This window comes from Alteromonas salexigens (assembly GCF_025628895.1).
GTDB classification, from domain to species: domain Bacteria; phylum Pseudomonadota; class Gammaproteobacteria; order Enterobacterales; family Alteromonadaceae; genus Alteromonas; species Alteromonas salexigens.
Genome location: NZ_JAOTJC010000004.1, coordinates 438,076 through 451,039 on the forward strand (window position 1 = coordinate 438,076; position 12,964 = coordinate 451,039).

General features: G+C 52.9%; 16 protein-coding genes. 8 read left to right on the plus strand and 8 right to left on the minus strand.

Annotation, left to right across the window (positions count from 1 at the left end; all coding sequences use genetic code 11):
- The first annotated feature begins 204 nt into the window (after positions 1-204).
- The 5 genes from OCL06_RS03075 (at position 205) to OCL06_RS03095 (ending at position 4,706) form a co-directional block, all read left to right on the plus strand.
- Positions 205-1,062, plus strand: a complete 858-nt coding sequence (locus tag OCL06_RS03075; RefSeq protein WP_262992265.1) for a DUF3014 domain-containing protein — start codon at positions 205-207, stop codon at positions 1,060-1,062.
- Positions 1,049-1,627 (plus strand): DUF1285 domain-containing protein, encoded by a 579-nt coding sequence (locus OCL06_RS03080; protein ID WP_262992266.1) that lies wholly within the window; start codon positions 1,049-1,051, stop codon positions 1,625-1,627. The genes OCL06_RS03075 and OCL06_RS03080 overlap by 14 nt, the downstream gene beginning before the upstream one ends.
- Before the next feature lie 113 nt (positions 1,628-1,740).
- Complete coding sequence (locus OCL06_RS03085) at positions 1,741-3,024, plus strand: metal-dependent hydrolase family protein (protein ID WP_262992267.1); 1,284 nt, start codon at positions 1,741-1,743, stop codon at positions 3,022-3,024.
- Between the two features lie 6 nt (positions 3,025-3,030).
- Positions 3,031-3,621: a YqaA family protein gene (locus OCL06_RS03090; protein WP_262992268.1), complete on the plus strand. Its 591-nt coding sequence runs from the start codon at positions 3,031-3,033 to the stop codon at positions 3,619-3,621.
- A 287-nt stretch (positions 3,622-3,908) separates the two neighbouring features.
- Positions 3,909-4,706 (plus strand): DUF1206 domain-containing protein, encoded by a 798-nt coding sequence (locus OCL06_RS03095; RefSeq protein WP_262992269.1) that lies wholly within the window; start codon positions 3,909-3,911, stop codon positions 4,704-4,706.
- Here the strand turns inward: OCL06_RS03095 and tusA are convergent.
- Genes tusA through rph form a run of 3 tightly spaced genes read right to left on the minus strand, consistent with a single transcriptional unit; the run spans position 4,703 to position 6,333 of the window.
- Entirely contained in the window at positions 4,703-4,960 is a 258-nt protein-coding gene (gene tusA / locus OCL06_RS03100) for a sulfurtransferase TusA (RefSeq protein WP_262992270.1), read from the minus strand. The two genes, OCL06_RS03095 and tusA, sit on opposite strands and share 4 nt — an antisense overlap.
- Positions 4,961-4,969: 9 nt before the next feature.
- Positions 4,970-5,611 carry an orotate phosphoribosyltransferase gene (gene pyrE / locus OCL06_RS03105; protein WP_262992271.1) on the minus strand — a complete coding sequence of 214 codons (642 nt, stop codon included), beginning with the start codon at positions 5,609-5,611 and terminating at the stop codon, positions 4,970-4,972.
- 8 nt (positions 5,612-5,619) lie between these two features.
- Complete coding sequence (rph, locus tag OCL06_RS03110) at positions 5,620-6,333, minus strand: ribonuclease PH (protein ID WP_262992272.1); 714 nt, start codon at positions 6,331-6,333, stop codon at positions 5,620-5,622.
- A 314-nt stretch (positions 6,334-6,647) separates the two neighbouring features.
- Between rph and OCL06_RS03115 the strand changes: the two genes are divergently transcribed.
- Positions 6,648-7,511 (plus strand): YicC/YloC family endoribonuclease, encoded by an 864-nt coding sequence (locus tag OCL06_RS03115; protein WP_262992273.1) that lies wholly within the window; start codon positions 6,648-6,650, stop codon positions 7,509-7,511.
- A gap of 89 nt (positions 7,512-7,600) precedes the next feature.
- Positions 7,601-8,068 (plus strand): nuclear transport factor 2 family protein, encoded by a 468-nt coding sequence (locus tag OCL06_RS03120; protein ID WP_262992274.1) that lies wholly within the window; start codon positions 7,601-7,603, stop codon positions 8,066-8,068.
- Positions 8,069-8,119: 51 nt separating this feature from the next.
- On the opposite strand, the gene OCL06_RS03125 is transcribed toward OCL06_RS03120, so the two are convergent.
- The 3 genes from OCL06_RS03125 to OCL06_RS03135 all read right to left on the minus strand — a co-directional run bounded on the left by OCL06_RS03125 (position 8,120) and on the right by OCL06_RS03135 (position 10,617).
- The gene (locus OCL06_RS03125; protein WP_262992275.1) at positions 8,120-8,761 is read right to left on the minus strand and encodes a YiaD family glycine zipper/OmpA-like lipoprotein; all 642 of its coding nucleotides are present in this window, start codon (positions 8,759-8,761) and stop codon (positions 8,120-8,122) included.
- A 236-nt stretch (positions 8,762-8,997) separates the two neighbouring features.
- A complete protein-coding gene (locus tag OCL06_RS03130; protein ID WP_262992276.1) occupies positions 8,998-10,212 on the minus strand; it encodes a cyclic di-GMP phosphodiesterase in 1,215 nt (404 codons plus the stop codon).
- Between the two features lie 66 nt (positions 10,213-10,278).
- Positions 10,279-10,617: an MGMT family protein gene (locus OCL06_RS03135; RefSeq protein WP_262992277.1), complete on the minus strand. Its 339-nt coding sequence runs from the start codon at positions 10,615-10,617 to the stop codon at positions 10,279-10,281.
- A gap of 31 nt (positions 10,618-10,648) precedes the next feature.
- Here OCL06_RS03135 and OCL06_RS03140 point away from each other — a divergent pair, with 31 nt between their 5' ends.
- On the plus strand, positions 10,649-11,236 hold the full coding sequence (locus OCL06_RS03140) for a tRNA-uridine aminocarboxypropyltransferase (protein ID WP_262992278.1): 588 nt from the start codon (positions 10,649-10,651) through the stop codon (positions 11,234-11,236).
- Here OCL06_RS03140 and OCL06_RS03145 read toward each other — a convergent pair.
- Positions 11,233-11,829, minus strand: a complete 597-nt coding sequence (locus OCL06_RS03145) for a glutathione S-transferase family protein (protein ID WP_262992279.1) — start codon at positions 11,827-11,829, stop codon at positions 11,233-11,235. The genes OCL06_RS03140 and OCL06_RS03145 overlap by 4 nt on opposite strands.
- A gap of 31 nt (positions 11,830-11,860) precedes the next feature.
- Positions 11,861-12,871, minus strand: coding sequence for a hypothetical protein (locus tag OCL06_RS03150; RefSeq protein WP_262992280.1), 1,011 nt, complete (start codon positions 12,869-12,871; stop codon positions 11,861-11,863).
- Positions 12,872-12,964 lie beyond the last annotated feature (93 nt).

Below are 12,964 nucleotides of genomic sequence, written 5' to 3' on the forward strand. Positions count from 1 at the left end.
TGTCCGAGTTTGGGCTACGCTAATCCCACGGTGTCAGAAACTGAATGATTAAAAAAGATCAAATTCTGGCGAAATTCAGTAGAAACCTGATAGAAAAGAGGAATTTGTCCGTTCGCGGAACCAATCTGTCTGTTGAACTTCCAATAATACGTACAATGTCTGATAGTATTATCTGACAAGGAATTAGATTACGGTGGAGACAATATGAGTGAAGAGTCAGAAAAACGTACACTAACCCCCCATATTTTGATCATTGGCGCGGTAGTCATTGTCATTCTGGCCGTGTTGTTCTGGCCGTCGGGCGACGATACCGACGACGTGTCGCAGCAACCGGAGGTAACCGAGCCGGAAATGCAGATGCCCGATGAACCGGAAGTGATTGAGCCGGCGCCCGCTCCATCCACTGTAGAATTAGATCCTGATGCCGAAGCCCAGCCCATGCCGGAAACCCCGGAGATCGAGCCTGAACCACTGGACACCAGCGATGTGGCCATCAAGGAAGCACTGGCAGAAGTAAGCCAGGAGAACAAAGACGAGGTCAACCGGATCCTGGTCAATGAAGCGCTGCTACAACGGTTTGTGGTGTCGGTGACAAATCTTGCAGACGACAAAATGGCGCCTAACCACCAGCTGGTCACGCCGCCCGAGCAGCCGTTCCGTACCTACACACAGGCCGATAAAGAGTGGATTGATGCCGCCAGTTACAAGCGCTATACGCCCTATGTAAATATGCTGGAGTCGTTCGACAATGAGGCGTTACTGAACCTGTACGACACCTACAAAGGCGATATTCAGAAAAAGTATGCTGAAATTGGCGATCCTGACCAGCCCTTCAACGACGTTATGGTAGATGCCATTAATCAGTTATTGGATACCCCGGAAGTGCCCATGCCGGTAGAAGTGTATACCGACTCGGTGGCGTATAAATTTGCCGATCCTAAGCTGGAGTCGCTCAGCGAGCCGCAAAAACAATTGTTGCGGACCGGCCCGGATAACATGCGGCGGATTAAAGCCAAGCTACGCGAGATTAAAGCGGTGCTGCAAGAAAATGGATATCAGTAGGATCCAACAACAGTTAGCCGGGACCGAATCCGGGTCCCGGCCCATTCCGCCGGTGGAGGACTGGGATCCGCCTTTTTGTGGCGACATGAATATGGTAGTCACGCTGGATGGTCGCTGGTTTTATGAAAACTCACCTATTGGCCGCCCTGCATTGGTCAGGCTATTCGCATCTGTGTTGAAAAAGGAAGCCGACCGCTATTATCTGGTTACACCGGTAGAAAAAATTGGCCTCACCGTCGAAGACGTGCCGTTTGTTATTACCAACTGGCAACAGGAAGGAGACAACTATATTCTGACTACGCAGACCGGAGACGATTGTGAAGTGGGCGAGAGCCACCCCATTGAGCTGCGGCCACCACCGGCGGCTCTGGCCGATCCTGACGCCACCCCCATCCCGTATATCAAGGTTCGACGTAACCTGTGGGCGCGCCTGCATCAGAACGTCTACTACCAGTTGCTGGTGCGGGCCACCAGCACCACAGACGACAACGGTGTCACCCGTCTTACGTTAACCAGCAATGGTCACACCTACACGCTGGGTGAAATGCAGACGGGTCAGGCCTGAGTTGCTGGCATACCTGCGGCTGTCTCAGTATGCCGTTACCTGTCGTATCTGTCTTTGTGTTGATGTCGTCCTTACCTTAGAGTGAAATTCGAACAACAACAGGGAACTTATCCATGAAAAAAACGCTCTTGGCTGTAGCTATCGGTACGCTGTCTTTCACGACCCATGCGGCCACCTTGATCCACGCCGGCAAAGTCTTTACCGGCACCAGTGATGATATCCAGGACGCCATGACCATTGTGGTCGAAGATAACAAGATTGCTGCCATCACTGACGGCTATCAGTCAGCCGATGAGGGCGATACGGTTGTTGATCTTAAAAATGCCACGGTGATGCCCGGTTTGATGGACATGCACGTACACTTGTCGTCTCAACACAATGGCCCACAGACCTATCTGGCCCGTTATACCCTTAATGAAGCTGATCTGGCGCTGCGTGCAGCAAATTATGCCGAGAAAACCCTGATGGCAGGCTTTACCACCGTGCGTAACCTGGGTGACGGTTACAACGAGACGGTGGCACTGCGTAATGCCGTAGACAAAGGGCTCTTTCCCGGCCCGCGCATTTACACCGCAGCAAAATCCATTGCCACCACCGGCGGTCATGCTGACCCAAGTAACGGCATGTCACGCAGTCTGCGCCCGGATACCGGTCCAGAGGACGGAGTGGTAAACGGCGTGGCGGAAGCCAGAGAGGCTGTGCGTCAACGTTATCAGGATGGCGCAGATGTCATTAAAATCACCGCCACCGGCGGCGTGTTGAGTGTGGCAAAGAGCGGCCAGAACCCGCAGTTTATGGATGATGAGGTGAAAGCCATTGTCGATACGGCCGCTGATTATGGCATGACTGTCGCTGTACACGCCCACGGAAAAGAGGGCATGAAACGGGCAATCCGCGCCGGCGTAGACTCTATCGAACATGGCACCTACATGGATGAGGAAGCTATCGCGCTGATGAAAGAACACGGTACATACTATGTACCCACCATTCTGGCCGGCGCCTTCGTGGCCGAGAAAGCGAAAATTGATGGGTACTTCCCAGACATTGTGCGTCCCAAAGCAGCCGCTATTGGCCCCTTGATCCAGGAAACCTTCGCCAAAGCGTATCAGGAAGGCGTGAATATCGCGTTTGGTACCGACAGTGGGGTTTCAGCCCATGGTGACAATGCACAGGAATTCGCATTAATGGTAGAGGCGGGGATGCCGGCCGCAGCAGCGCTGCGCAGTGCCACAGTGGCTACTGCCGACTTACTTGGCGTAGCGGATAAGCTGGGTACGCTGGAAGCGGGTAAGCTGGCGGACATCATCGCGGTATCCGGCGACCCGCTGGAAGACATTACCAGCATGGAAAAAGTCTCATTCGTCATGAAGGACGGCACCATTTACAAGCAACCCTGATAAGTCATGGCCGTCAGCAAAGCAATTAAGCGTCGTACCCACAGGCTGGTGAAGTCAAAGCACATGCTCAAGGGCATAACGGTGGCCTCATTTCTGGAGTCCACCATTGTGCCGGTCCCGCTTGAAGCCGTTCTGGTGCCACTGATGCAGGCGCGGCGGGAGCAGTTGTGGCTGATTGCGCTGATGGCGACGGTAGGTTGTGCAGTTGGCGCCTTGTTTGGCTATGCGCTGGGCTACTACCTGTTTGACGTGCTGGGTGACTGGCTGATCCAGCTACTCTCCAGCCCCGAACAGTTTGAACAGGTAAAAAGTAAAATGGCTCGGGAGGGCTTCTGGTTTGTGCTAACTCTGGGCGTCGCGCCCATTCCCTTCCAGATAGCCATGCTGGCCGCGGGTGCCACCCAGTACTCCCTACCATGGTTTTTGCTGGCCACGGTGCTTGCCCGGTCGTTACGCTACTTCGGTCTGGCGCTGGTGGTCTATATTGCCGGCAATGAAGCCGAACGCCTGATCAGACGCTATAATTTTCGTGCTATTGCCTTCGCCACAGCAGTAGTACTGGGTTTGTGGGCGCTATCGGCGTGGCTGGGAGGCTAAGATACCCCCTTTATTCTTCTCACTTGCTTTGTGTAACGCCAGGAAGTGCAGAGAAGGAGAACCCTGCTGTGACCGCCGGCCCGATGCGACCAGCTTCGGGCCGACTCCACGGTAGCCCGCGCTCCAGTTATACATGCCTGTACTACAGTACCTCAGTGACCGTCAGAACCGTCTCCTTCTGCAATTTTTTGCCGGGCAGCAAGTGCACACGCCAGGTAGGACCGCCAAGCTGGCCTGTTTCTTGAAAAGCCTCCTATACTTATTGGCTTTTCACAGGAATCTTCAACATGAATGAGCAACCCAAATGGGTAAGTGTTGTAGCCGGCGCGGGCTATAGCGCCAAAACAGTGATGTATTGCATGCTGGGGCTGTTTATATTGTCCTCGGCAATATCTGCCTTCGGCAGTGAAAACACTACACAGCAAAACGTATTTCAGACTGTTAAGTCCCAGCCTTTCGGACAGGTAATGCTGACCGTCCTGATAATCGGCCTTATCTGCTACACCATCTGGCGCTGGCTGCAAGCCGCCCTGAATACTGAAGACCTGGATATGAGTAATGGTAAAGACATCATTATGCGGGTGTTCCTGTTTGTCTCAGGGGTACTTTACGCAGGGGTGGCTTACCTGGGTCTGAAAGTGCTTACCGGCGAGCAAAGCGGTAAAGGCGGCGGCAGTAGTGAAGATATGACCGCCCAGCTCATGCAGTATCAGTGGGGCCAGCTACTGGTAGGAGCCATTGGTGTGACCATTCTCATCTTTGCCTTTATCCAGTTTAAGCATGCGTACACTGGTGACTTCATGAAGAAGTTTAAACACAGGGAGCTGTCTTCTGAGGAGCAAAAGACCACCCGTACCGCCGGTCGTCTGGGTTACACAGCGCGAGGCGTGGTGTATGTACTGGTTGGGGGTTTCTTTGCCATTGCCGCGTGGCGGCACAACCCGGAAAAAGCCGGTGGTCTGCAACAAGCGTTGAGTACGCTGACTGAGCAGGCCTTTGGTCAGCTTCTGCTGGGTGCAGTGGGTGCCGGCTTTGTGCTGTTCGGTATTTACTGTGCCTTTGAGGCCCGCTATCGCCGGACCTAAGTGTTAAGACCCTTCCTTATCAGGTACTGATAAGGAAGGGTCTGTGTTTGTGTGGCCACCAGGGTGTGGTCCATAAACCGGCAAAAACTGGGGATATCCCGGGTGGTGGCGGGGTCGTCGGCAGTCACGCAGACGCTCTCGCCCTCATTCATTTTACGGATTTGCAGGCGAACCATCATCACCGGTTCCGGGCAACGCAGCCCCAGAGTATCCAGCTGATGATCGGCCTGCGCAAAATCGTCAGAAGTGCTCATAGTGCGAAATCAGATACCGTAATTGTTGCGATAACGGGTAATGGCAGCAATACTGTCATCATAGCCACCGACTTCTTGCAGATAGGCTACCACATCCCCCAGAGTCACAATTGCAATCACCTGAGTGGAGAAGTCACGCTCTACTTCCTGAATAGCGGACAACTCACCCTGACCGCGCTCCTGTCTGTCCAGCGCAATTAACACCCCGGCCAGACTGGCATTGTTTTGCTCAATCAGGGTCATGGACTCGCGGATGGCTGTACCTGCGGTAATCACATCATCCACCAGCATCACCCGTCCGGCGAGCGGACTGCCTACCAGATTGCCGCCTTCACCATGAGTTTTGGCTTCTTTGCGGTTAAAGCAATAGGGCACGTCCTGATCATGATGGTCGGCCAGTGCCACAACGGTAGTAGTGGCAATAGGAATGCCTTTATAAGCCGGACCGAACAGTACATCGAAGGGCACTCCGGCATCTTCCAGCGCAGCGGCGTAATACCGGCCCAGCCGGGCTAAATCACCGCCCCGGTTAAACAGTCCCGCATTGAAAAAATACGGGCTCTGGCGGCCGGATTTCAGGGTAAATTCACCAAACTTCAGGACGCCGCGTTCAATAGCGAATGCAATAAACTCGCGCTGGAATGCTTTCATGGGGCCCCCTACGCCAGTGCGGCTTTCTGAATGTCGAACAGCTCACGCAGACCATCACGGGCAATTTCCATCATTTCCTGCATTTCGTCGAAGGAGAAAGGTTCGCCTTCTGCGGTACCCTGAACTTCAATCAGTTTGCCGGTTTCGGTCATGACCACGTTCATATCTGTTTCTGCTTCAGAGTCTTCAGAATATTCCAGATCGGCAATGGGGTTGCCGTTATAGATACCCACCGACAACGCCGCAATCATATGCTTAAGGGGATTCGTTTTAATGATGCCCTTGGCACGCATATAAGTGAGCGCGTCTACCAGCGCAACACAGGCACCGGTAATCGCAGCAGTGCGGGTACCGCCATCGGCCTGAATAACATCGCAGTCCAGTGTCAGGGTATTTTCGCCCAGTAGTTTCAGGTCTACTGCAGCGCGCAGCGAGCGGGCAATCAGCCGCTGGATTTCCAGAGTCCGACCACCCTGTTTACCCCGCGCCGCTTCACGGGCACTGCGGGTATGGGTCGCGCGGGGCAGCATGCTGTACTCCGCCGTGATCCAGCCTTTTCCCTGACCTTTCATGAAACGCGGAACACCTTCTTCCACAGAGGCGTTACACAGCACTTTGGTATTACCAAACTCAACCAGCACCGAACCTTCGGCATGGCAGGTATATTGACGGGTAAGGGTAACGGGACGGATCTGACTGGCGGTTCTGCCGCTTGGACGCATAGTGCATTCCTTATTGTTGGGCTACGAATAATAAGCGCTAAGTATAACGCAGGAGGGGCCTGGCATGAAAATGAAAATCGGCGCAACGGGGTTTGAACAGGTTGCGGTTTTCGCCGCTTATACCTGCTTAACTGCGACCTGCATTGCTAATTACTGAAAGCGCGTTGCTTCAAATTACGGGGCGTTTACGCCCTCTGCGATACCTTACCAGTTCTCAGATGATAAAGGTTTAAACATATAACTTATTTACTTGTACGGTTAAATGGCTAGGGTTAGGGTAGAATAAATAAAGGAAGTCACAATCAGGATTCACTATGATATACAGCATGACAGCGTTCGCCCGGGGCGAAATTAAACAGGAATGGGGCACCGCGGTGTGGGAAATCCGCTCGGTTAACCAACGGTTTCTAGAAACCTTTTTCCGCCTGCCTGAACAGTTCCGCGCACTGGAGCCCATGCTACGTGAACGCTTCCGAAAGCGCCTGGCCCGGGGCAAAGTAGAATGCGCACTGCGTTTTACCGCCAACGATGCCGCAGTAGGTAAGCTAAACCTTAACGAAGATCTCGCCAAACAAATACTGCATGCGGCTGACTGGGTGCAGGCGCATGGCCAGTCCACCGGTGTAAACCCGCTTGATGTGCTTCGCTGGCCGGGTGTGATAGCCTCTGAAGAAACGGACATGGATGCTATCCAGGCACAACTACTGGACGCGTTTGATAACACGCTGAATGATTTTGTGGAAGCCCGTGGAACTGAAGGCACCACGCTGAAGTCACTGATTGAACAACGCCTGGATGGCATTGAGCAGGAAGTAGTGAAAGTCGCCGAACAGATGCCGGAAGTGCTGAACTGGCAGCGAGAGCGTATTCAAACCCGCTTTGAAGAAGCCAGGGTGGAACTGGAGCCAGGCCGGCTGGAACAGGAAATGATTTTACTGGCTCAAAAGGTGGATGTTGCCGAGGAGCTGGACCGGCTGAATTCCCATATTAAGGAAACTCGTAAAATCCTCACCAAAGGCGGAGCTGTGGGCCGTCGCCTTGATTTCATGATGCAGGAATTCAATCGCGAGTCGAACACCCTGGGTTCAAAGTCCATTAACAGCGATATAACCCAGTCGGCGGTAGAGCTGAAGGTACTGATTGAACAAATGCGTGAGCAGATTCAGAATATAGAATAATTACTCGAATCATTATGCACCAACGTATTTCGCCGCTGAGAGCCCTCTTCAGCGGCGTTTTTATAATTGTTTTAATCATGGAGTCCGCTATGCGCACTGGTTTAATTTTATCAGCCTGTTTCCTGGCCGTTCCGGTAGTTGCAGACACCAACAAACAGCGTATACATGCCGTGCTCAATGACCTGCATACTTTCGCTGCCGATGCGAATGGGAAAAGCTACTTTTCGTTGTACTCACCTAATTCCATGTTTATCGGCACCGATGCCAGTGAAACCTGGTCAAAAGAGGAGTTTCAGGCTTACGCTCAGCCTTATTTCAGCCAGGGTCAGGGATGGACTTATACGATGACAGAACGCACTGTCACGGTCGCTGAGAGTGGCCAGGTGGCCTGGTTTGTGGAGATGCTCCACAATGATAGCCTGGGTGTTACACGTGGAACCGGGGTATTACAGAAATCCGAAGGGGAGTGGCGGGTCGAGCAGTATCATCTGACGCTCCCCGTGCCGAATGCGATAATTGGTGAGGTGGCGGCCTCGGTTCGGGCTCACGCTAATTAACAGCGCCACCCGGTAAGGGTGGCGTGATTGGTCACTTACTCAGAATACCTATCAGGTATTGTTCTGCGTCAGCGGTTGAATTTCCAGCTCAACCCGACGGTTCATTTGGCGGTTCGACGGGCTGGTATTAGCAACCTTGGGTTGGTATTCACCCAAACCTACCGCAGTGATACGGGTGGGGTTGACGTTAAAGGACGTGAGCTGCATTTTCACGGCATTGGCGCGACGCTCTGACAGCCCCTGGTTGTACTCGGCCGCGCCGGTATCATCAGTGTGACCTTTGATCATCAATACGGTTTTCTCATACTCGTTAAGCACCTTTGCCACGTCATTGAGTACCGGATTAAAGTTTGGGCTAATGGAAGCGCTGTCTGTAGCAAACGTGATATCGCCGGGCATGATCAGACGCAAGTTATCGCCTTCGCGGACCACCTGCACGCCGGAGTCAGAGAGTTCGTTTCGTAACTCTTCTTCCTGTTTATCCATGTAGTTACCAATGGCACCACCGGCAATGGCACCTACTGCGGCGCCCCACGCGTAACGGCTTTTATCATGATCGCCCGTGGCTTTACCCAGAATGGCGCCCATTACCGCGCCAATGGCCGCACCCTTCTGGGTATTTGAAGGGTTATTTGCACAGCCACCAATGGCTACTGACGCAGCAAGTAAACTTACAGCTAATGTCTTTTTCATAACGTCCTCGTCACTCTGTTATTTTCGTCAAAGAGAGTTACAGCAAGTCCTGTTCCAGTTTAGCCTAACAGGCGAAACATACCCATAATAGCCGCTGAAAGCTGAACCAGAGGTAAACAGAAGTGGGAAAGTCAGTCGCCGGGCGGGGGCGGTAGCAGCGGGTGAAACCGTAAAATCTACACGGTCACCCTTTCTGGCGCGCAAATATTATGCAGCGGTGTTGCTTTACGGCGACGCTACTGATTTACCACCCGTTCAAAAAACGCCTGTACATCAATATTGTAGTCACCAGGTTGCACGGCTTTTTCAATACGCATGGTACTGGTGACAGCGAGGTCCACGTCTTTAAGTTCAAGGTAGTGATTATTGCGGGCCGAATAGAATACCCGGATTTTGGGCTTGTGGGCATTCTCGGTTTGCTCAGTTACCACTGCCAGCCGTTCATTGCTCAACAGCACAATACTGCCGACCGGGTATACCCCCATACACTTAATAAACTGTAAGACCAACTCTTTATCGAGCTTGTGAGGAGAGTCGGCGACCAGGATCTGTAGCGCGCGCTGGCTGGGCATGCCCTGCTTGTAGCAGCGGTCGGCGGTCAGCGCATCGTACATATCAGCAATGGCCAGCATGCGGCCTTCCTGACTGATTTCATCGCCCCGACTGCCGTTCGGATAGCCGTAGCCATCCAGTCGCTCATGGTGCTCAGAGACGGTGCGGATAAGGTGCGCCGGGATATTTTCTTCTTCAAGCGCCTGAACACCATAAAACACGTGGTCGCGCATGATGTTCATTTCCATATCGGTGAGCTTGCCGGGCTTATGCAGAATGCGGTCCGGAATACGGATTTTGCCAATATCGTGCAGAAAACCTGCGTGCGCCAGGTCGTTGACCTGTGTTTCATCCATACCAATAAAGCGACCGAAATTAGCCAACAGAATCGCCACGTTTAACGAGTGTTCCAGAAGATAATCGTCTTTTTCACGAATTTTTGTCAGACACAGCAAGGCATCGGGATTGCGATCGATAGACTCCACCAGCTTATGCGAAAACTCACGGGGGATCTTATCGTCAAAAGGCAGACCTTTTTGTACCGCATTCAGCAATTGCTTCTGAATGCTTTTACCCTGTTTATGTAATTTCTGGGCGCGGGTGAGTTCATCCTCAAACCTCACCGAGCGGCTGCCATATTCAGGTTTTGAAGCACGTTGCTGAGGTGATGGCACGTCAGGGTCAGTCGTCGGCGAGGAGGGCGCAGGATCGAACGCTTTGCTCTCATCAATTACGACCTTTTTTACGCCCTTGGTTCTGAGCGTGTCTACCACTGCCTGATTCGTCACCTTGCCCTGGCTTTTAATTTTTACTTTGCCAGATTGTTCGGCAATCTGGTGTACATACATGCCCGAGGCCAGGTCGTTGATACTGATGGTTTTTAGTGTGCGTTCCGTCATTCGAATTATTTGCTGAAGTTATCCTTTCATCCGGAGCGTATTATACCACGCCCGTGATTAAATATACTATCCGCTCAGCTCCACTAACAAGGTATACAGATCGGGTTTCCACACCACCTCCCGCATTTTTACCCGGCCGTTAATAACGCTAATTCCCTCGTCCGTGAGGAGGATACGCTGTTCGGTAAACTGTGCAAAGCCTGCTGAAAAAGCCAGTCTCCCATCGCTGCGCACCACACGGTGCCAGGGGACAGTCTCTTCGCACTGGAGCAGACACCGTCCTGCCAGTCTGGCCCGCCCGGGTAAGCCAGCCAGGTCTGCAAGCTGGCCATAGCTGACAACACGACCCACCGGCACCAGCTTTAGTACCTGCAACATTTGCTCGCAGGCAGGTTTTTTCGGCATACTTGACCCCTCGTTATTCGAACCATCTATCATGCGCGACTATTGCTCACAATGCCATTATCCCCTGCGCACCTGCGTGTGCGCACATGTGCAACAGGTGCACAGCCCCGTTTCCGTGTGGTTGATACAACACCCGCGAGAGCGCGACCACGCTAAAAACACGGCGCGGCTGGTCAGCCTGTGTGTGCCTGACGCCCACTGCATACCGGCAGACGATAACCAGCGGATAAACAGCCTTGCTGACCGTTGTCAGCAACAGCCCAGCGCGGTGATCTACCCGGGCCCGGCGAGTATGCCGTGGGAATCTCACGCTGAAGACGCCCCGCAGGCATTCACTAATCTGGTATTTTTAGATGGCAGCTGGCGTCAGGCAAAAGGATTGTGGCTGGCACACCCATGGTTACAGAGGCTGCCCAGTTTTCATTTCTCCGCCAACCCGGCGTCAGCATATGCCATTCGGCATACGGACGGTGAGCATCATCTGTCTACACTGGAGGCGGTGGCGTACAGTCTGACCACCGGGTATGGAACAGACACAGCTGCGCTGCTGCGTCTTCAACACGCCATGCAGGCGCACTGGCAGGGTCCGGCATGCCATCGCCGGGGACACAATCGCTAACCCATCGACACGAATCCCGGCTGGGTTGTGATAAGTTCAAGCCAGTATCGAATAGCCGGGAAGGGCGCTAAATCGAATCCCCCCTCGTCAGCCACATGGGTGTAGGCAAACAGAGAAATATCCGCCAGCGAAAACTGCTCACCAAGCAAGTAGGGCGTGCGACTTAACTGCTGTTCCATAACCTCAAGGGCACGATAGCCTGCGGCGTGTTTTGCTTCGTATTCTTCACGGCGGGCAGCGGGCAAACCCAGATATAGTTTAATGAAGCGGGCTACTGCAATATTCGGCTCATGGCTGTACTGTTCGAAAAACTGCCATTCCAGCATCTTTGCGTGCTCAAAGGGCGTCGTTGGCACTAGTGCAGTGCCCGCGGCCAGGAAATTCAGAATGGCGTTAGATTCGGTAAGGATCCGGCCGTCATCAAGTTCCAGTACCGGGATTTTACCGGCGGGTGCTTTTTCCAGAAACGTGGGGGAACGGGTATCCCCGCGCAGAATATCCATGTGGGTCCACTTGCAGGTTTGTCCTGTTAACGCCAGTAGCAGTTGAATTTTGTAACAATTGCCCGAGCGTTTGTCGCCGTAGATGCGCATAAAACCTCCCTGTTAATGCCCGGTACCCCGGTTAGATTGTGAAGTACTCCGCCAGCGACAGACAGGCCCAGGACAGAGGGATAAGCAAAAACGCCCCCACTATCTTCAGCGACTGACGAAGATCGATAGGCCAGACGGACATCGACTGTATGTCTTCAATTTGATCCTGGCAGCGATTCAGAGAGCGCAACAGGTCCTGTTTGTGCCGGGGTTTACTGGCGGCCTGGTCATAGATATCCTGCATGCGCGCAGTTAATCGATTGACTGCCTGGACTTTGAGATTTTTCATCACGGTCTGCATGCGGAACACAGGCAGCAACAGATAAAGAAACAGTCCACCTCCAAAAATACTAAGCAGCACAATATCGATGGTGGGAATGTCCTTTCCGAACCAGAAAACCGGCACGATCAATAAACTAAATACTGCATGAATAGCGTTACTCAGGCCTAAGTCTGAAAACGGCTTAAGTAGTTTAATCTCTGACAGGCCGTTCCCGGCGGAGGAGATCAGACGGCGGCTAATGAAGCGGGTGGTAGTGGTGACTTGTAACAGGTAAAGCCAGATAAAAAACCAGAACGGTACCGCAGTCACGTTCAGCAGTAGCACGCCAATTTGCAGGTCGAGCGCCAGCAGCCCTTCACTGGCCAGGTACACAGTCGTTACCAGTAACGCAATAGAGGCGGCAATAATCACCTGATGTTGCAGCCAGCGGGTTAGCACATCGCGGTAATAACTGAACTCTGTCATGCGCTGCTGGGCAATCAGGTAGCTGACAATAGTAGACGCTGTGCGTCTGTGTAAAAGGCGCACGTTAAACCATAGATAACCGGTGACAATGGGCATACCCAGCGCAGCGTTAAAGTCTCGCTGTGCGCGTACCTCGCCCGCTGACGGCAGGGTAAGGGTGCCGGCCAGATAATTTAAGGTAAGAGTAATCAATACGTATGCCAGCGGTATCACCCATAAAGCCATGGCGGCCGGCGACATATAGCGGCTACTCAGCGGCATGGCTGTAGGGTTACCTGAAAAGGGACTGTGCACGAAAGACTTCTACTTAGAAATTTCTATTTTTGGCTAGTTTACTCCCATCATGGGGGTAGGCCAAGTTAATCAACCAGATGCCTCGTGCATCCG